Raw genomic sequence first — 19,070 nt, 5'->3', positions numbered from 1 at the left:
AATCCGTATTTTTTTTTCATGTTAATTAAACCACCCCGCTACTGTTGACCAAGCTTTTTTCGAACCCGTTTTCACCCTATCCTTAATACTATTATCTTCACCATCACCATCTAAATCAACATCCCATTTTACACCTTCTGTGGAATATTATTCCCTTCTCGAAAAGAAGATCAACCCATTAATAAAATCTAGGCTTATCAAAAATTTCAAAAAGCCGGAGAGTTTTCTGGTATCGAATCTATTGGGACTCGCACCATGTGCAAAACCTTCGGCTATTGGTTCTATAAATAAACAAAAGATTTCGCTATATTGTAAGAAATACTCAATCATAGCACCTCATAAATTACACTAAAATATATTGGCATCAATAAGGAAGAAAAAGATAATATACTAGATAATTTGTATATCTAATCATATATGATCAACATAAAGAAAAATTTGATATACAATCAGATTTAAAAACATTACTTAATAATTCTTTGAATTAAATTGGAGCTGATTCTCTACTTAAAAAACATGACTACTATATATTTCACCAGAATACAGATTCAAAACTATTTAATTAAAGACTAAAAAAAGCTTCTATCTTTAGATGCTTTTTTCAATCCAAAAACTATTTTTCTTTTTTCCATGATATTCGAAATTCCCCACCATGTTCTTCCGTTTTAATTTTAACCTTATATGTATCATCCTTAGGCACTTTAATATTTTTTTCGCCTTCGCCACTATTAAACTCTAGTATTGTATTATCATTTGAATCCACAACATAAGCAATTATAGTTCCTTGTTTAGTTTTATCATCAAAAGAAAAAATCCAATTCTCACCTTTTTTAACTTTCCTATCTTGAGTTGCAGATCCAGTAAATTTTCTATAATCTCCAGAGATACTACCTGATACACCATCTGAAGAACCATGAACTTTACCACCAACAATAGTTCCCTCTCTTGTAAAACAACCACTAAGAATTACTAAACACAAAACAAATAAAATTGTATTTTTAAAAATCCCCACTATCATTACCCCTTCTATTCCCAATAAAATTTTCACCATTAAACTTATAAAAATAACTATAATAAAAAATTATATCCATTAAGATATATATGTTTTATTATAGTTATAAATTTCAAATTATTATTTCAAATCTTCACGCAACTTAATTTCATCCTCATTTATGTAACCAGTAAAAATAACTTCTGATATATATTCATGGTTAAAAAACATATTATATTCAGTTGAAACATTTCCAATAGGATAATAACAAGCCACATAATCCCAAGTTTCCTTAGTTTTTGAATCTTCCTGTTTTCTACCATATATCATCAAAGGTTGCTCCCATGTTTTAAATTTCACAACCGAACCTATTGGAAGTAGTTCTAACTCTAAATTTTGTACCATCTTAGTTTCCCCTTCTTAAAATAGCCTTTTTTATAAGGAAATAAGTGATAGAAAACAACAAACAAGTACCAATTGTACCAAAAACTGCAACCGAAATGTTACCTGCTAATGTTTCATTTGGATCCAATGCATTAGGTAAAATTGTACCAAAAATTGCAATACAAGCTAATATAATCATAAAATATTTAAATTGTTTCACTTTTTTATTCATGCTACTTATCTCCTTTATTCCTTAACATTAACTTCTAAACCAAATCCCCATAAACCTACATCAGGACCAAATGGTGCATGGAATAGGAATTTTTATAGCACTCTCATATTTTACTAGAGTAGCTTCAGCTCCTATCCCAAATCCTTTAATATTCTCTAGTTCTATTCCGGCCTGGGCTACTGTAAAACCAACCATTTGGTAATAGTTTCATTGATACTTTTGCCTTCTAAATATTAAATGAATTTTGCGAATTATAAATCCAATTCTTTTTCTTATTGTCTATACGTTTATAGATATACTCTACTGTAAAGTATGCAATAACATTGCAAATTAGCAGCAAACCTATAAGTAAAATTTTATCTTCTAACCGTATAGTAGAAGAAGCCCCAATTAACAACATAATACATACAGTAAAAGTCAGAATTCTATTTATTGTACGCATATCTTAATTACTCCAGTCTTATATTAATCCCGTTTTTTTGTAAATTTATCATAAAATTTCTCTTGCGCCCACCGTCCAAATTTTAAAAAACATATTAAACCTGCTCCCAAAAGAATGAGAACGATAGTTCCTAACAATTTTTCCCACCAATTGTTGGATGGAGTAATCATTAATCCTATAATAGATACAGATATTACGACATAAACTAAAATATATAATGGTTTATACGATGGAGTTTTCATATCATTTTTTCTCCTCAGGTTTTTCAAATTTAAAACTACTTCCCATAGTAAACCCCTCTAAAACAGGAACTGTTATACCAGTTTCTTTTCTAACGCTACCTTTCACACCTATTGCACCCAATCACAAATCACCTTTAATTTTCAGGTCTGAATCTCCAATAATTGGTAACAAATCTAGAAAATGTAGCATACTTACTTCTACTTCATACTTAAGTGTAGAAGCTTCCGATGCTGCCTTTAAGGAGTAATCGTCAATACCTGCTATAACTTCTAATGAGCAAAATATATATTGGTTAATTTCACCAAACGCATTGTAATATATTATTCCGAACTTTTAAACACTTTATCTTTCTATTGAATATTCTACTTTTACTTGCTTTACAAGATTTTATGCAAAAAAGACCACCAAAAGGCAGTCTCAAAACTCAATCCTATTCCCCGTTCCGCACTCCACCGCTTTCTCATACAAATACTTCGCAGCGATAATATCTACTACTGCCAAACCAACTGATTTGAAAATAGTAATCTCTTCATCATTTTCGCGTCCAGCTTTTTCCCTGCTTATAATTTGCCCAAGTTCGGTATGGAGATTGCTAGTTTTATCAGAATTTGAAGGTCACCTGTTTCTAAATCACATTCAATTAAGCAATCCTACAAATGCCTCTTCTTCCTCATCTATAAAACCTACAAATATAATTTCTTCAATAGCATCATGATTAAATACAAATGTATAATCAGGATCAATATATCCTTCTGGATAAAAACAGCCTATGTAGTCATACATAACCGGTTCTTCAACCATAAGTAGTTGTTTTCTCCCGTAAATTACAACCTTTTTTGTCCCTCCTTTTAACAGAACAATAGAGCCATTTGGTAACAGCTTTTCTTTAGAAAATTGCATAATTCTCCGCCCTTTCTTATACGGCTGATATATTTTTCAAAGATTATTTAAATAGCGCAGAATCTCACTTGCACCATCCTGTCGTTTTCGATTAAGTATTATTTATCCCTATCACCCAAAATAGAAAAAAGATATCTCTGCTATCTAAATATAATTCCACATTCATGAGATTAACTCTCCCTCCTATTTTTTCTATCCTTTAACCAACTAGAAGAAGAATGCGATTATATACTTGAAATGCAACAAATCCTCTTTAAAAGCCTATACGTATTTTCCCTCCATCTTCTATATGCTTACGTAAATAATAATACTTATGGAGTTCTATAATCATATAAAACAAAACAAACGAAAACACTGTGCATGCAGACATAAATACAATTGCCCCCATCTGTTGTGTTGCAGTGCTAAGAATTATATTAGCAATTAACTGCCCCGATCCCGCTGCAATAGCTGCTACTTTTACACCACCAGTTCCTTTCGGTGATTTTGATTTTTTTCTTGGTTCCTGAAGTTTTTCAATATGATTTTTATAAAAATAATACAAAGCAAAACCATACAAACCAAATGAAAGAATAAAATAGATGGGAGTTTGTAATTGTAACACTTCATAAGCATATTTTTGAGTTATAACCAATAATCCGACTGAACATATGGCGCCATATACTCCTCGAAATAGAGTGTATTGTAACTGTCGTTTCCGAGGATTGATAGCAATCCATATCGCCCACAAATTTAAAAAAACAACTGGAGGAGTTACTATATATACATAGAGTAATCGAAAAGGATTCGCAAAAGCGGGCAACAGAATAAATATGTCCGCTCCCACAAGAACAAGGGCAATTATTTGGAATCTTATTTCATTTACAGGATAAAGAGCCATATAATGTGCAAAAGCTTTCTTATTAAAATCTATAATTTTTTTCATATTAATTAAACCACCCCGCTACTGTTGACCAAGTTTTTTTCGCACCCGTTTTCACCATATCTTTAATACTATCATCTTCACCATCACCATCTAAATCAATATCCCATTTCACACCTTCTGTAAAATATGTTAGTCCTACTGAAACAACAAATCCAGCTGCCGCAACCGCCAGAACTGGTGCTGCTGGGAGGGCAGCAACTGTAAGAGCCGTTGCCCCTACGGTTACTGCTCCTCCTACAACAACATTACCAATAATATCCCCGGCGATTTTATCATTTGATTCATTATTTTTGATATTCTCACTTGTATCCGTATATGAGTCTATAGCCACACTAAACCATCCAAGTTTATCCTTTAAAGCCATTTTAGACGCACTTAGCGCACTTCCATTTTTTATAAGAGCATCTATTTCTTTTATCGTCTTGCTAGCAGTTCCATTTTTCATTTTTGCCGCGACATCATCTACATAATAAATCTTATAATCCCTATACTTTCCATTAATTTTTTTATTGCCCTTAAAACCGGAATATTCTCTTACAAGGACGCGTTGTGCTCTTCTGTCCAAATCGTATGTTACCTTATAACCATTAATTACTTTATGAGCTGTATTCCCTACTACAACTGCACCTGTAAGTGTTCCAAATGTATTCCCCGCTCCATCCAATGGTGCATTCCAATTGAATCCAGTCATACCTAAAAATGACTCTTTTTTGTCTACTTCACCAGATTCAGAATCCTTATTTAACCTTTCAACTTCACGAGCTTTATCTTCTGTAATTGTTTGAATAGGCCCCGTCCAATCCATATTCAATCCTTGTGTACTAAATGTACCGCTGACAACACTAAACCCTTTCCCACTCTGAACTTCCGCAAGACCTGCAGCAATACTAGTTGCTAATTGAAGTGCTGTACTATAGTTATTACTAGAGGTCTGATTGAATTGATACAAATGATCCAGCTTTTCTTGCAGTTTTTGCCTCATAACAATAAAAAGATTTACCATGGCATCCATACCCGGCATTGGCATAGCTTGATTGACAGCTTCCATACTTGTTTTCATTCGGTCAATTTCCCGAATTTGTTCTAATATCTCTTGTTCAATTACATCTGTGGAAGCGACTTGTGATTGAAATTGACTTGGAAAAGCACCATTCTGACGGATTAATTCTTCACACAAATAAATGATTCCTTGTGCCAAAGGTCGAAAAGTTTGTACAAAAAATGCTTTTGCACTGCTATATGTTTGCCCCTGTAACACAGTATCAGTTGCAAAAGCATCAATCGACTGAATTGCTTGTTCCATACCTTGAATGGTGGCCGTACATACAGCATTCATACTTTGAGTTTGGTTTTGTACTTCTCCCAAATACATATTTAAACTCATGAATTAGCCTCCTTTACTAATTGTTGTTGCTGATATGAAAGATCATTTTCTAAATCACTAAGATCTCGTTTCTCTTTAAACAATGTTTCTTTTTGGCTTTCCAATTCAAATGTAAGTTTTCGTTCGATGTATTGTGCTTCTTGACGAATATCCATAAAAAACAATGACATTTCTCTATCTTTATGCCAAGTTCCTAAAATACGATCAAACAAACGATGGTTTTGATTCTTCCATACATGAAAATCTTCCTCTACTTTTTCCTGTTTTTGAATCGCAGATTGATTTCGGTCTTGTTCTTCAAATACACTTCGTAACTTTTGATTTACTTGATTAATTTGTTTTTCAATATGTTGACTCATCTTTTTCCTCCTACTATTTTACTTTACGTAGGTTGTCACATTAGCGAAAAGTGTTGTGAAGTTCATTATCCATTCTCTCAAATTCATTAGATACCGAATGAATATTATCAACCGCTTGTTGAAAGGCAGCGGAAAATTGTTTCGTCAAGTCTAAAACTTGCTGATTCGCTTCTTGTGCTTTGAAGTTAACAGATAATGTTGTACGCGTCGCTTTTGTTATGGAACGACTTGTTGCACTTTGAATCCTATCAGAGGCTGATCCCATTTTCGTAGCAATTTGCGTTGCTGTTTGTAAATTACTTTGAAATTGTCCCATTCTTTCAAACCCTTTCTATAAGTTTTCCAAACGCATCAAAGAAATCTCATTAAATATATATCCCTATCAATCGCTCGCTAGGCATGCAATCAAATGAGCCATACAATATAAGCTGTATGGCTCATTTGAAATGCTTGTTATATAGAATAAAGCGTTTTTAATTCAAACCGAAATTACGTGATAATTCTTCATCATGAGAAGCAACAGCTTCTGCAGTTTTATTAAGCTGCATATTAATTTCTTGTAATAGCTGTGCAAAGTTTTGTACTTTTGGCTTTAATTGATTGAACTGTTGATCAAAACCTTCGAAAGCACGACCTTCCCATTCTCCTCTTAATTCATTTTGTAAGTTTTGTAGTTGACTTAAAATGTCCTCAATTTGATTTGCACCTTGTCCATATCGAGCCGCTTTCGATTTAAGCTCCTCTGGTGACATACGAATTTGTCCAGCCATTTTCATTTCCCCTTTAATACATAATGAGCAAAATATATATTGGTTAATTTTACTAAACATATTATAATCTATTATTCTGAACTTTTGAACGTTTTATCTTTCTACTGAATATTAGAATATGAATATTCAATTCTAATCATTAAATATCCTACTTTTTCTTGCTTTACAAGATTTCATGAAAAAAAGACCACCAAAAGGCAGTCTCTCAAAATTCAACCCTATTCCTAATCCCGCACTCCACCGCATTCCCATACAAATACTTCGCAACGATAATATCTACTACAGCCAAACCAACTGATTTGAAAATAATAATCTCTTCATCATTTTCGCGTCCAGCTTTTCCCCTTATAATTTAACCAATTTCGGCGTGGAGATTGCTAGTTTTATCAAAATTTGAAGGTTACCTGTTTCTAGATCCTATTCAATTAAGCAATCCTACAAATGCCTCTTTTTCCTCATCTATAAAACCTTCAAATACAATTTCTTCAATAGCATCATGATTAAATAGAAATGTATAATCAGGATCAATATATCCTTCTGGATAAAAACAGCCAATATAGTCATACATCACAAGTTCTTTAATCCCAAGTTTTTGTTTTCTTCCATAGTTATTTATGTGAATTCAGCTCGTTTTTTTGTTTTGGGTGAAAAAATTTTTAACTTGATAGCAATGTGGTGCTGCCCTATTAGGCAAATTCGACAAAGAAAAGACACCTAAAGGTGCCTTCCTCCCACTTGAACCATCTTAATTTTATTGTGTTGTTATTATATAAGAAAAGAAGACATCGCTTAAGATGTCTTCTTTTCTTGTACACTTGGTGTTAAGAAGGTATTTATTGCTTAAAAACCATAAAAAAATATAACAATCATCGAGTAAACCTATTATAGCATCAATAAATAGAGTTTTTATATGCATTTTTACATATATATAGATTTATTTATGTTTTATCTATATAGTTAAATTGTCTGTTTCTTGTTTTAATTCGTTTGTTTATTTTGAGTGCTCCAGCAATGGAGCCTTTTTTTTATGCAATAAAACATTTTCTTAGCATTACTTAGTTGATCTATATTAACTTTACTCCTTAAATTATATCTATATTTTACCAAATAATTATATAGATAACCAGTTTTTTCTAAAAATCTAGTGAATTGATAATTTTAATGTTAGTTGTTAATACTCATAGAAAAATTCATTATGCAATGAAAATTGAGAAATCAAGAATTATAAAAAACTTATAGTATCTTTTATAAAAGCATATTTATAATTTGTATATTAATATGTTATAATTTAATTTCTAAAACTACCAAAAAAGGACTGCCAGTAATGGTGGTCTTTTTTAAATTGGTAAGATTGTACTAGGTTGAGCAAAAAAATGGAACCGAAAAAGTTATTTCTAATGAGGATGGCCTTCTTATGATGAAGTTTCATTCAGTGAATCTGCAAGCAAACATAAAAGAAGGAAAAAATTACGATTTTACTTTACGTGGATATAGAGTACCTATACTTTCATGGTTTCCAAATTTAGATGGTGCCGAACCACAAAATTAGCACTATTCTTTAATAAAAAATCCTACTCATTTTTTAATGAGTAGGATTTTTTATTAAAGAGCTATTTCGTATTAATTTGTGCCATCATTTAATATGCTATTTTTAAATAATTTCCAAATTTGATGACTAATTATCTAAATTTCTAAATTCTACAAAGCACTATCAATTAAACAATTATTAAATATATCTTCTCTCTAAAACATCGTATTATCATTAGCTGCTTCACTTGGAATCTCTTGAATTACATCCCAGTGTTCGACAATCTTTCCATCCTTGATACGAAATATATCCACTATAGCAACTCCCTTATCTTGAGAATTAGTACGAGAGTGTACATGAAGAGCAACTGTATCCCCTTCAGCTACTACACGTTTAATCTCTGCAGAGGAATTAGGATTTTTAACAAAATCCTCCTTAAAGAAATCCATGAAGGCTTTTCGTCCATCAGCAACAAAAGGATTATGTTGCTTATAATCTTCGCTAACATATTTAGGGATAATATCGATATTATGTTTGTTAAAAACTTCATTATAGAAATCAACTACCATCTTTTTATTCTTTTCATTTTCTTTTACTTCTTTTGATACAGAAGCGACATTTTCACTCTTTATTGAGTTCCCTTTGTTATTACCGTTGGAAGCTTGATATACCAAAGTCGAAACTACTCCTAAAATAAATACAGAAATAATTGTTATGATTAAACTTTTCTCTAATTTCATATATACCTACCTCTTCTACTTAAATAAGTTTTCTTCTATAATAAAAAGCTTGAAGAAGGAGAAACCTTCCCCAAAATGTAATGTCAGGGGTAATGTTAGGAATTTCATTTATCCTAACCTCCCCCTATACAAGGCATATTAGAAACGATTAATTCTAACTTAATACCTCATTAACAGTTGCACTGTCCACAATTTGAATAAACTTCTTAACCTTATCGTTCTCATCAAACTTATAAAGGTGACAAAAATCTGCTACAAATGACTTCCCTGTAGCTTTATATGTTCCACTATATTTTCCATAAACGATAACAGTATTGTTATTAAAAGCATAAATTTCATCTTTAGCGCTATAGTCATCCCATTCTGTGCCAAGACGTTCATGTACGTTTTTCACTACTTCATCTGGACCTATATAAGTACCTGCATATGGAAACCCAGCAGCTTCTGTCCAAGATACATTTTCACTTAAATACGTTTTGAACGCATCCAATTTCCCTTCGCCAGTTAACACATACGTTTCATGTAATAGTTTTTGATATTTATTCATATCATTAACCCCAAGGCATTTCTTTTGTTACAACTTTTGCACTTAATTCTAATACACCTTTATTTGCATAGCCTGGATATGCTGCTTCAAGTTTTGCCACAAAATCTTTTGAAGTTCCACTTTCCTCAGAAGCTTGAACCGCCGTTCTTAGATAATCCATTGTCGCAGTAAGTGCTTGATTATTTAGGGATTTTTCGATTGATCCATGGCTAGGCACAATTATGTCAGCATGTAATGCTTGTAATACTTTCAAGTTCTCAATCCATGCCTCCATAGCCGCTTTTGAGTTAGTATCCGCTAAGAATACATGTATTTCGTTAAATACATCAATACCACCAATTAATACTTTTAGTTCTTTATTAAATAGGCTAGTTCTGTAATGATCTAAGCCTACTAGTTCAAATGTTAACCCCTGAAAATCAATCGCTTTTTCTTTAAACACTTGAGGTAATACCACGTTACTTGGTGCATTTTCTCCAAGGGCGTCTTTCCAAACTTTTAATTTCCCTAAGACAGAATGAACGATATGTTCAACAGTAGACTCTGTTGCATACGCTATAGCTTCTGGGTAAACGGCTTTAATGCTCTCTAATCCAAAGTAGTAGTCTGGATCCCCATGAATAATAAAGATTTTATCTAGAGATAAGTTGTTTTTTTTCAGATACTCAACAATTTCTTTCGAATCAGATTGCGTAAATTTTGAGTTTATTAAAAATGCATGTCCTGCTTTCTCAACTAATGTTGCTGTGACCATAAAGCTTTTTTCGTCCGAACTAAACACCGTTAATTTCACATCTTTTTGATTTGTATCGATTGTTTTAAACATAGTATGTTATTCTCCTTTTGTTAAAGTTATTAACTAATTATCATATTTTTATCTTGTTCCGATAAAGTGAAACTTTAATCAGTGGGGGTTTTGTTCATCCCCCACTGATTATTAGTTGAACCAATCGGACTTTTACGGACAGTTGATCCCCCACCTAACTTCTTTGCTTCCACTGAATTTTGAGGTGGGGGTCTTACTGCCCGTTAAAGCGGGATAAAATCTCCCACTCCCATTTATCTGAAAGTGTAATAGTACTGGCGAATATTCCGGAGATCAACGTCAGGTGGTCTAAGATAACATGTTTGCTACTATATCCTAAATTTTCTTAATATAAATTTTTAAAACGCGCTTCAATTTTATCCGGTGTCATTACGCCACCACCAATAGGAATAATTTGATTATCCTTTTGTAAAAGTAATGAAGGATAGCTATTAACATCAAGCTGTCGAACTTTATTGAAATCATTTTGGACATCTATTATTGTTTCTTGAGCGTTTAAACGTTCTAATACTTGTTCAGGGTCCAAACCATGCTCGATTGCAATCTTGCGATATGTTTCAGGATCACTCAGACTTTGGCCCTCATAATAAAACGCTTTTTGCATAGCCGAAGTGAATTCTAATAAACGGTCTGGCGCTAATGAGCGTAAAGCTGAAAAACCAATTGCAGCATCTTTCGAATTCATTTTAAAAGTCCCTTCCTCCACCAATTTTTGATAGGAAGGACCAAATTCAGCACCTGTAAGTTGATTAATTCTTTTATTTCCTTCTTCTATATATGAGAAGTGTTTCATTGGTAAATTATCCAAAAATAACCCTCCACATAAAACCGTTAATGGCACTTCAGTGTGGTTTTTGTAAAATCCTTTAATACTTTCTGAAAAACCATAGCACCATCCACAATATGCATCCCATACGTAAATAAGGTTATCTTGTTTCGTCTCCATTTAAATCTCCTACCTTTTTTTTATTATCCAGCTCAACTAAATTTTTGGTTTATATAAGTACATCTTTTTATACCTTATTCTTTTTTAGATACCTTACTATATTTCCCCAAAACTAATATTTCCAAAGAAAGATCCACCAAGGTTTTTAACAAAAGATAACGTTGCACCTTATTGCCCCGTAACAGAAAATACTATAGCTTAGAATATGCATTGATATGAATGTGTTAGTAACTTTCTACACCGGGTGGCAACGTATGGACCACCATCCTTAATTAAATATATAAATCATATTTTTAGCAGATATTAGTTGTAACTAAATTAATTACATCTTTATGTAACCATTTTAGTTACAACCAATATAGAAGTCAATTCTTTTTTTTGAAAACATTAAATTTCTACATTAATCTACAACCAATCCCACTCTTTACAAAAATATATCAACGATTATTCAATTATATCGATCGTAACTCCGAAGATATCAACGTTTCGACACAACATATCGATTTACCGACAAATTTCGAGTGCGCTATCCCCTAAACCAACAACCAATCCCACACCACGTCCACCTACAAAGAAAAAAAGCACCAGGTCCCCCCGATGCTTCCCCCACTCTAAAACAAATGACAAGCCACATGATGCCCCTTCGCAATCTCCACCATCTTCGGTACTTCCTGTGCGCATTTTTCAGTGGCGAATTTGCAGCGCGTTCTGAATTTGCAGCCGGATGGTGAGTTGAGTGGGCTTGGTACTTCTCCTTGCAAAATGATCCGTTCTTTGCCTATGTTTGTTGGATCTGGTTCTGGCATGGATGAGAGTAGTGCTTGTGTGTATGGATGTGCCGGTTTTGTGTATAGGTCTTCGCTGTCGGCAATTTCAACTATGTTTCCTAAGTACATGACTCCGATTCGATCTGATATGTGTCTTACCATGGATAGGTCATGTGCGATGAATAAGTATGTGACGCCTGTTTCTTCTTGGATGTCTTGCAGCATGTTTACGACTTGTGCTTGGACGGAAACATCTAGTGCTGAGATTGGTTCGTCACATAAGATAAAATCTGGTTTTACAGATAATGCACGCGCGATGCTAATGCGCTGGCGCTGGCCCCCGCTAAATTCGTGCGGGTAGCGATATAAGTGTTCTTCTTTTAAACCTACCTTTTTTAGCAGGTCTAATATGATTTCTTTTTGTTCTTCTTTTTCGTAAGAGCCGTGAATGTTCATTGGCTCGCTAATAATTTGGAATACATTCATTGCCGGGTTTAATGATGCGTATGGATCTTGGAAAATGATTTGCATTCGTTTTCGATATTCTTTTAGTTCACTTTCCTTTAAACTTGCGATGTCTTTTCCGTCGAATAAAACGTTACCTGAAGTGACATCGTGTAAGCGAATGATACTTCTTCCTGTCGTTGATTTTCCGCAGCCCGATTCTCCTACTAATCCGAATGTTTCACCCTTTTTAATGGTGAAGCTTAGGTCGTCGACTGCTTTTAATTGCTCTGTTTTTCTGCCGAATAGTCCTTTTTTAATAGGAAAATACTTTTTTAAGTTCCGAACTTCAATTAAGTTTTCTTCATGCATGAAAATCACCTACCGCCCTATCGTTTAGCCAGCACATGGAACGTCTTTCGTTTCCGATTTCAAAATATGGTGGACGTTCTTTTTCACAAATGTCCATCGCATGCGGGCAACGCTCTGCGAACGGGCAACCTTGTGGCGGGTTTAATAAGTTTGGCGTTACACCTTGAATGGGAGCAAGTCTTTCTTTTACGCCGTTTGCGATTTTTGGCAGAGAGTTTAATAACCCTTTCGTATATGGATGATTCGGCGATTGGAAAATATCAAGTACAGGTCCTTCTTCCATAATAAGTCCGCCATACATAACGATGACACGCGTACAGTTTTGCGCGACAATTCCTAAGTCGTGCGTAATAAGAAGTAACGCCATGTTCGTTTCGTTTTTTAAGTTTTTCATTAAATCTAGTATTTGTGCTTGTATCGTTACATCAAGTGCTGTCGTCGGTTCGTCCGCAATGAGAAGGTCAGGGTTACAAGACATCGCCATTGCGATCATAACTCGCTGCTTCATACCTCCGCTTAGTTCATGCGGATATTGTTTCACCCTTTCTTCTGGTGAAGAAAGACCGACTTGTTTTAACAAGTTGACCGCGATTTGCTCTGCTTCTTTCTTTTTCACTTTTTGATGACGTATAATTACTTCCATCATTTGTTTCCCAATTTTCACGACCGGATTTAGCGCTGACATTGGGTCTTGAGAGATAAGTGAAATTTGATTTCCTCTAATAGAACGTAATTCTTTCTCAGATTTAGAAAGGATATTTTCATTATGAAAAAGAATTTCCCCTTCTTTCACTTTCCCTGGTGACGTAACGAGAGACATAACAGACTTCACCATCACACTCTTTCCGCTTCCAGACTCCCCAACGATACCAACTACTTCTCCTTTATTTAAACGAAATGTAACGCCGCGAACTGCTTCAACTTCGCCACTTTCTATGAAAAAAGAAGTCTTTAAATTTTTCACTTCTAATAGTTTTTCAGACACGCTTCTCACTCCTTTCACGTAACACTTTAGTTTTCATTTCCAGCTCCTTTTGGCGCGAAAGCTTTCTTCAATGCTTCACCAATTACGTTAAAACTAAGTACCGTTAAAAGGATAAGGAATCCTGGGAAGAGTGTTAAATACCAAGCTTCGCCAATATATCCTTGCGCATTGTTTAGCATGCTACCCCAAGAAGAATCTGGCTCTCTAATACCTAAACCTAAAAAGCTAAGTGATGATTCCATTAAAATCGATGTCGCAATTGTTAATGTCGCAGCGATAATAATGGTTGATAAAATGTTAGGAATGATATGTCTTACAATAATTGTGAGTGATTTCTGTCCTGATACTTTTGCGTATAAAACGTACTCACGCTCTTTTACAGATAGCGTTTCTGCCCTTACAATACGAGCGGTGTCCATCCATGTTAGTAATCCAATAATAAGAACTAACGTCGTAATCCCTGGTTTTAAATAAGCATTTAATAACAGCATTAAGAAGAATGATGGGATTGACATAAGTACTTCCACAATTCGCATTAAGAAGTTGTCTAACTTTCCGCCAAAATATCCGCTAATTGTTCCGACTGCGGTTCCGATTGTAATAGAAACAACCATCGCAAGGAAACCGACCGCAAGTGAAACTCTTCCGCCATATAATGCCCTCGTTAAGTAATCCCTTCCGTAATCATCCGTGCCGAAAGGATGACTCATACTCGGTTCTTGTAAACGATCTGGAATCGACATTTTACTAGGATCGTACGGTGATACGAATGCAAATATCGATGCAATTGTTAAAACCGCAAGTATAATAACTCCTATTAGTACAAACTTATTTTTCGTAAAACTACTTTTTAACGTTTGAAATCTCCTATTATTCATTCCAAATCACCCCCTCATTCGAATGCGCGGATCTACTACGCCATATAAAATATCAGCAATTAAATTACCGAGAATTAACATGAACGATGATAATAATGTAATTGCCATGATAATCGGATAATCAAATCTAAAAATAGCATTTACCCCAAGTGAACCAAGACCCGGCCATGAAAATACTGTTTCCGTAATAAATGCTCCGCCTACTAAACTTGGAATCGATAATCCGAAAATTGTAATGATCGGTATTAATACATTTCGAAGTACGTGATTAAATAACACCGTTTTCTTTGAAGCGCCGTACGCATATTGAATTTGTACATATTCTTCTTCTAATTGCTGAATCGTACTTGAACGAATATATCTCATATAAACAGATACGTTTTGGAACGCTAGCACCATGCAAGGTAAAATGCCGTGTTGCACAATATCCCAAACAGAATCTTTACCTACGGTGCGCATACCCATACTCGGAAGTAGGTCCAATTTTAAAGAGAATAAGTAGACTAATAGTAGTGCAAACCAGAAAACCGGCATAGAAATACCAACGTATGAAATAAAGTTTACAATGCGGTCAAAGAATGAATTCTTTTTCACACCTGTAAATAGTCCAAGTGGTATTGCGATTACGAATGAGACGAGTAAAGATGATCCCATTAACCCAATTGTTGCGGGTAATCTTTCTGCGATAAGATCTAAAACAGGACGATGATTTTGAAGTGAGTAACCAAAGTTCCCTGTTAAAATGTTTTTTAACCATAAAAAATACTGCACGTAAATTGGTTGATCTAGTCCTAAACTTTTGCGAATACGCTCCACATCAATTGGACTCATATTTGGCGTTACAAAGTTTCGAACAGGATCCCCCGGCGCTAGCTTTATTAATAGAAAAGAAATAATAGAAATAACAAATAAAAGCGGAATTGCATTTAAAAGCCTCTTCGCAATTACTTTATACACAAACTTCCCCCCTCAAGCTAAAGAAGCTGATTTCCACCAGCTTCTTTATTGTTTCTTATTTCACTTCATAAATCTTAGATAGATCTTCAAACATTGTGACAGGAATTGCTTTTGCTTCTTTCAATCCATCAAACTTTTTATCTACTGCAATAACTGCTTTCGGATACGCAATTGGTAGATAAGGTACATCTTCTCTAGCTGTTTCTTGAATTTTATGGTATAGCTCTGCACGTTTTGTTTTATCTGTTTCAACTGCAGCTTCTTCCCATAACTTATCGAAATCAGCGTTTTTATAACGTGCATAGTTGTATTCAGCATTGCTTAAGAATAAGCTCTTATATGAATCTGGCTCAGGTCCCATTATGTAACCACCAAATGTAATGTCATATTCTTTATTCTCTTTATCTAAGCCTTTTTCACTTGCCGCACTAGCATCTAATGCATTTAGTTCAACTTCTAAGCCAACTTCTTTTAATTTTTGTTGTGTATAAAGCGCTAAGCTTTCCATGATTTTATTATTCGTTACATACATCACACGTACTTTTTCTTTATCTTTCACGCCAGCTTTTGCTAATAAATCTTTCGCTTCTTTTTTATCATACTTATAGTCTTTAATATCTTTCGCATAATACATAGCGTCTGGCGTTAAGATTGAATTTGCTGGTTCTGCAAATTCACCTGAAACGAATGCTGAGTTAATCATTTCTTTCTTATCTAACGCATGCGCAATTGCTTGGCGCACTTCTTTTTTCTTCATCAAATCTGTATTCATGTTATAAGATAAGTAGAATAATCTACCTTCAGGGAATGTCACCATTGAGAAGTTCCCAGTACTATCTAATTTCTTAAAATCTTGTGGCTCAATCATCTTCATGTTGATTTGACCATTTTGCAGTGAAACATTGGCTGTATTACGGTCTTTTACAACACGGTATACGATAGAGTCTAATTTCGCTTTACCGCCGACATAATCATCGAATCGATCTAATGCAACGTACTCATCTGATTTATATTCTTTAAACTTAAACGGACCTGACCCTACAGGCTGTAAGTTTTTCTTACTCTTCGCTAAATCTGCTTCCCCTTCAAATACATGTTTCGGAATTGGGAAGAAATCATTCATCACACCTTCGAAAGATGCGCTTACTTGCGGTAAAACGAATTGAGTTGTTAACTCATCTACCTTTTTCACCTCAAGCGGCTTTCCTTTAAAAATAAAGTTTTCACGACTTGAGCTATTTTGCTTCTCATCCAAAATAGATTGGAATGTAAATGCTATATCGTCGGATGTAATTTTCTTACCATCATGCCATTTCAAATTATCTTTTAACTTCAGTGTCCACGTTAATTGATCTTCTGAAGGCGTAAAGCTCTCAGCAAGAACAAACTTTTTCTTACCGTCTTCCATATGATATAGCGGCGCATATAAAGCTTGCTGCACAGTTAATGACACACGATCATTCGCATAAAGCGGATTCATCGTATCTGGATTATCGCTAACACCAATCGTTAACGTTCCTCCATCTTTCGGAGTCCCTGATTTACTAGTACCCGCTTGCTTCGAAGAATCTTTTTCCCCAGAACAAGCCGCTAATGCAATAAGTAGTATTAGAACAAATGGTAATGCAAATAATTTCCGTTTCATCTTTCGGCCCCCTCAAACTAGTTATACCCATAAGAAAACTCGGAATTAATCCCGAGTTTTCTTATAAGTTTTAAATTACCACTACCTGTATGTAAAGTCAAACTTTTTTGTAAAACTAGAAAGTTTGAAATCTATTAATGAATTCTTGCGATAAACTATATTTATAAGGATGATAAAATAAAAAGACCTCGTAAAATGAGTAAAAAAACTAGCAACTTACAGAAAATCCCTCTAAAATGATTGTTATATATACTCGGAAATGTAGAATGGGATTAAAGACAAAAAACACATTTAGGAGGTTATCATGACATTTGATGAACTGAAAAAAAACAAACCAACAACCCAATGGATTGAGAATGATGAAGATGGGGAATTTTTCACTGAAGAAAATATAAGTGCAACAAATAAAGTTCTTGATACTTACATAAATAATTTAGAGCAATTGGGAAAAAATCCAACTGAAATTGAAATAATGCATGTTGTTAAAGAGGTTGTTATTAACATAAATGAATTAAATGACGAACATGACCATTTTATCGAAACAATGGAAAGAGAAGATCTCTATGAATTTATCGATACAGCAGCACGAATAGCTGGTCTAGAATCTGAAGAAGACATAACAGAAGAATGGCGAGAATGGTAAAAAGTTGCACCTCTAATTGCTAGAGGTGCAACTTTTTTCATACACCAATTGAATGAATGATGTGATGTCCGCGCAGAATTCATATATTTAAACATAATATTAAAAGTATTTAATTATAAATACTAGCACACCCATCCTGACAAAAAAGACCACCAAAAGGCAGTCCCTCAAAACTCAATCTTATTCCCTACTCCTTGCTCCACCGCTCTCTCATACAAATACTTCGCAACAATAATATCTACTACTGCCAAACCAACCGATTTAAAAACAGTAATCTCTTCATCATTTTCGCGTCCAGCTTTTTCTTTGCTTATAATTTGACCAAGTTCAGCGTGAATGGCGTTTGCTTTGAATAGCCCTTCTTTTATTGGAACTTGAAGATCTCCTGTTTCGTCTAGTGCTGCTTCTTTTGATTCGACTACTACTTTGTTTGCTCCCGCGATGGCGTGGGATGGTAGTTCTTGCATGTTCGGTTTGAATGAGCCGACGGCGTTTATGTGGACGCCTTTTTGTAGTTTTTCTGAGAAGACTGGTGTGGATGCATTCGTAGTTGTGACGATGATGTCTGCTTCGCTTATTGCTTCATTTGCATTTGTGTGAACATATGCAGGTTTGTTGAATCTCTCTTGTATATATTCCGCAAATGCATACGCCTTTTCTTCTGTGCGATTGTATAAGATGACTTTTTCGATATCTCTAACCGCAAATATTGCTTCAGCAATTCCTTTCGCTTGTTCACCCGTGCCGATAATGCATAAAGTTTTTGCGTTATGACGAGCTAAATATTTTGTCGCTACTCCTGATAAGGCGCCTGTTCGAATCATCGTTAAGTAGGATCCTTCTAAAAGTGCGAGCGGTTCTCCCGTTTGAAAGTCTGATAGCATCACAATCCCGTTTATCGTTTTCTTTCCTACCTTTTTGTTCTCGGGGACTACTGTTACTACTTTTAAGCCAAGTGCCTCAAGCCCTTCAGCTACTGAAGGCATAATTAATGCCGTATTTTTCTCGTTCGCAAATGGTAATGACCCTCGAATTGGCGTGATTGTTCTTTCTGCGGAAAATTCTTTTAAAGCAAGCGCCGCGTATTCAATAACTTCATTCATATTTACTAAGTTTCTTTGTTCGTTCGCACTTATGACTAGCATATCTTTCCACCCCCTCC

22 protein-coding genes and 4 pseudogenes are annotated in these 19,070 nt (G+C 34.5%); 3 read left to right on the top strand and 23 right to left on the bottom strand.

The window, feature by feature from the left end; genetic code table 11:
* Positions 1 to 147 precede the first annotated feature (147 nt).
* Positions 148 to 411: pseudogene (locus ACTFRY_RS22550) on the top strand (tyrosine-type recombinase/integrase); the annotation flags it as partial.
* 202 nt (positions 412 to 613) lie between these two features.
* On the opposite strand, the gene ACTFRY_RS22545 reads toward ACTFRY_RS22550, so the two are convergent.
* The 13 genes and pseudogenes from ACTFRY_RS22545 to ACTFRY_RS22485 form a co-directional block, all read right to left on the bottom strand.
* On the bottom strand, positions 614 to 1,051 hold the full coding sequence (locus ACTFRY_RS22545; protein ID WP_170964340.1) for a hypothetical protein: 438 nt from the start codon (positions 1,049 to 1,051) through the stop codon (positions 614 to 616).
* Positions 1,052 to 1,132: 81 nt separating this feature from the next.
* Positions 1,133 to 1,396, bottom strand: a complete 264-nt coding sequence (locus ACTFRY_RS22540; RefSeq protein WP_000250495.1) for a DUF4176 domain-containing protein — start codon at positions 1,394 to 1,396, stop codon at positions 1,133 to 1,135.
* Position 1,397: 1 nt separating this feature from the next.
* The gene (locus ACTFRY_RS22535; protein ID WP_001036924.1) at positions 1,398 to 1,607 is read right to left on the bottom strand and encodes a hypothetical protein; all 210 of its coding nucleotides are present in this window, start codon (positions 1,605 to 1,607) and stop codon (positions 1,398 to 1,400) included.
* Positions 1,608 to 2,072: 465 nt separating this feature from the next.
* Complete coding sequence (locus tag ACTFRY_RS22530) at positions 2,073 to 2,291, bottom strand: hypothetical protein (protein WP_000856866.1); 219 nt, start codon at positions 2,289 to 2,291, stop codon at positions 2,073 to 2,075.
* Positions 2,292 to 2,709: 418 nt separating this feature from the next.
* Positions 2,710 to 2,880 (bottom strand): annotated as a pseudogene (locus ACTFRY_RS22525) (ornithine cyclodeaminase family protein); the annotation flags it as partial.
* Between the two features lie 48 nt (positions 2,881 to 2,928).
* The gene (locus ACTFRY_RS22520; protein ID WP_001160636.1) at positions 2,929 to 3,192 is read right to left on the bottom strand and encodes a DUF4176 domain-containing protein; all 264 of its coding nucleotides are present in this window, start codon (positions 3,190 to 3,192) and stop codon (positions 2,929 to 2,931) included.
* A gap of 253 nt (positions 3,193 to 3,445) precedes the next feature.
* Positions 3,446 to 4,117: a hypothetical protein gene (locus tag ACTFRY_RS22515; RefSeq protein WP_097856240.1), complete on the bottom strand. Its 672-nt coding sequence runs from the start codon at positions 4,115 to 4,117 to the stop codon at positions 3,446 to 3,448.
* A gap of 1 nt (position 4,118) precedes the next feature.
* Positions 4,119 to 5,501, bottom strand: a complete 1,383-nt coding sequence (locus ACTFRY_RS22510; RefSeq protein ID WP_000056073.1) for a T7SS effector LXG polymorphic toxin — start codon at positions 5,499 to 5,501, stop codon at positions 4,119 to 4,121.
* Positions 5,498 to 5,860 (bottom strand): DUF3958 family protein, encoded by a 363-nt coding sequence (locus ACTFRY_RS22505; protein WP_000077666.1) that lies wholly within the window; start codon positions 5,858 to 5,860, stop codon positions 5,498 to 5,500. Before ACTFRY_RS22505 ends, ACTFRY_RS22510 begins: the two co-directional genes overlap by 4 nt.
* 40 nt (positions 5,861 to 5,900) lie before the next feature.
* On the bottom strand, positions 5,901 to 6,176 hold the full coding sequence (locus tag ACTFRY_RS22500; protein WP_000529667.1) for a TIGR04197 family type VII secretion effector: 276 nt from the start codon (positions 6,174 to 6,176) through the stop codon (positions 5,901 to 5,903).
* Positions 6,177 to 6,333: 157 nt separating this feature from the next.
* A complete protein-coding gene (locus ACTFRY_RS22495) occupies positions 6,334 to 6,630 on the bottom strand; it encodes a WXG100 family type VII secretion target (protein WP_000918592.1) in 297 nt (98 codons plus the stop codon).
* Positions 6,631 to 6,835: 205 nt separating this feature from the next.
* Positions 6,836 to 7,015, bottom strand: a pseudogene (locus ACTFRY_RS22490) (ornithine cyclodeaminase family protein); the annotation flags it as partial.
* Positions 7,016 to 7,051: 36 nt separating this feature from the next.
* Positions 7,052 to 7,237: pseudogene (locus tag ACTFRY_RS22485) on the bottom strand (DUF4176 domain-containing protein); the annotation flags it as partial.
* Positions 7,238 to 8,044: 807 nt separating this feature from the next.
* On the opposite strand from ACTFRY_RS22485, the gene ACTFRY_RS22480 reads away from it, so the two are divergent.
* A complete protein-coding gene (locus ACTFRY_RS22480) occupies positions 8,045 to 8,179 on the top strand; it encodes a hypothetical protein (protein WP_000975275.1) in 135 nt (44 codons plus the stop codon).
* A 194-nt stretch (positions 8,180 to 8,373) separates the two neighbouring features.
* Here ACTFRY_RS22480 and ACTFRY_RS22475 read toward each other — a convergent pair whose 3' ends face one another.
* From ACTFRY_RS22475 to ACTFRY_RS22435, 9 genes are all read right to left on the bottom strand, one after another.
* Entirely contained in the window at positions 8,374 to 8,898 is a 525-nt protein-coding gene (locus ACTFRY_RS22475; RefSeq protein ID WP_000764207.1) for a nuclear transport factor 2 family protein, read from the bottom strand.
* A gap of 154 nt (positions 8,899 to 9,052) precedes the next feature.
* Positions 9,053 to 9,445, bottom strand: coding sequence for a nuclear transport factor 2 family protein (locus ACTFRY_RS22470; protein WP_001046361.1), 393 nt, complete (start codon positions 9,443 to 9,445; stop codon positions 9,053 to 9,055).
* Positions 9,446 to 9,449: 4 nt separating this feature from the next.
* Entirely contained in the window at positions 9,450 to 10,271 is an 822-nt protein-coding gene (locus ACTFRY_RS22465) for a hypothetical protein (RefSeq protein ID WP_000477271.1), read from the bottom strand.
* Positions 10,272 to 10,596: 325 nt separating this feature from the next.
* On the bottom strand, positions 10,597 to 11,217 hold the full coding sequence (locus tag ACTFRY_RS22460) for a DsbA family protein (protein ID WP_098616944.1): 621 nt from the start codon (positions 11,215 to 11,217) through the stop codon (positions 10,597 to 10,599).
* Positions 11,218 to 11,828: 611 nt separating this feature from the next.
* Complete coding sequence (locus ACTFRY_RS22455; RefSeq protein ID WP_136986199.1) at positions 11,829 to 12,800, bottom strand: ABC transporter ATP-binding protein; 972 nt, start codon at positions 12,798 to 12,800, stop codon at positions 11,829 to 11,831.
* Positions 12,793 to 13,785 (bottom strand): ABC transporter ATP-binding protein, encoded by a 993-nt coding sequence (locus ACTFRY_RS22450; protein ID WP_098616946.1) that lies wholly within the window; start codon positions 13,783 to 13,785, stop codon positions 12,793 to 12,795. The genes ACTFRY_RS22455 and ACTFRY_RS22450 overlap by 8 nt, the downstream gene beginning before the upstream one ends.
* Positions 13,786 to 13,811: 26 nt before the next feature.
* Positions 13,812 to 14,663 (bottom strand): ABC transporter permease, encoded by an 852-nt coding sequence (locus ACTFRY_RS22445; RefSeq protein WP_001065317.1) that lies wholly within the window; start codon positions 14,661 to 14,663, stop codon positions 13,812 to 13,814.
* Positions 14,664 to 14,669: 6 nt separating this feature from the next.
* On the bottom strand, positions 14,670 to 15,620 hold the full coding sequence (locus ACTFRY_RS22440) for an ABC transporter permease (RefSeq protein WP_000278770.1): 951 nt from the start codon (positions 15,618 to 15,620) through the stop codon (positions 14,670 to 14,672).
* A gap of 55 nt (positions 15,621 to 15,675) precedes the next feature.
* Positions 15,676 to 17,265, bottom strand: coding sequence for an ABC transporter substrate-binding protein (locus ACTFRY_RS22435; protein ID WP_000823579.1), 1,590 nt, complete (start codon positions 17,263 to 17,265; stop codon positions 15,676 to 15,678).
* Between the two features lie 304 nt (positions 17,266 to 17,569).
* Between ACTFRY_RS22435 and ACTFRY_RS22430 the strand changes: the two genes are divergently transcribed.
* Positions 17,570 to 17,908 carry a hypothetical protein gene (locus ACTFRY_RS22430; RefSeq protein ID WP_086411019.1) on the top strand — a complete coding sequence of 113 codons (339 nt, stop codon included), beginning with the start codon at positions 17,570 to 17,572 and terminating at the stop codon, positions 17,906 to 17,908.
* A gap of 167 nt (positions 17,909 to 18,075) precedes the next feature.
* On the opposite strand, the gene ACTFRY_RS22425 is transcribed toward ACTFRY_RS22430, so the two are convergent.
* The gene (locus ACTFRY_RS22425) at positions 18,076 to 19,053 is read right to left on the bottom strand and encodes an ornithine cyclodeaminase family protein (RefSeq protein WP_098616947.1); all 978 of its coding nucleotides are present in this window, start codon (positions 19,051 to 19,053) and stop codon (positions 18,076 to 18,078) included.
* Between the last annotated feature and the right edge of the window lie 17 nt (positions 19,054 to 19,070).

This window comes from Bacillus cereus group sp. MYBK195-1, assembly GCF_051916605.1.
Lineage (GTDB): Bacteria > Bacillota > Bacilli > Bacillales > Bacillaceae_G > Bacillus_A > Bacillus_A cereus.
This window is presented reverse-complemented; position numbering and strand designations above follow the sequence as displayed.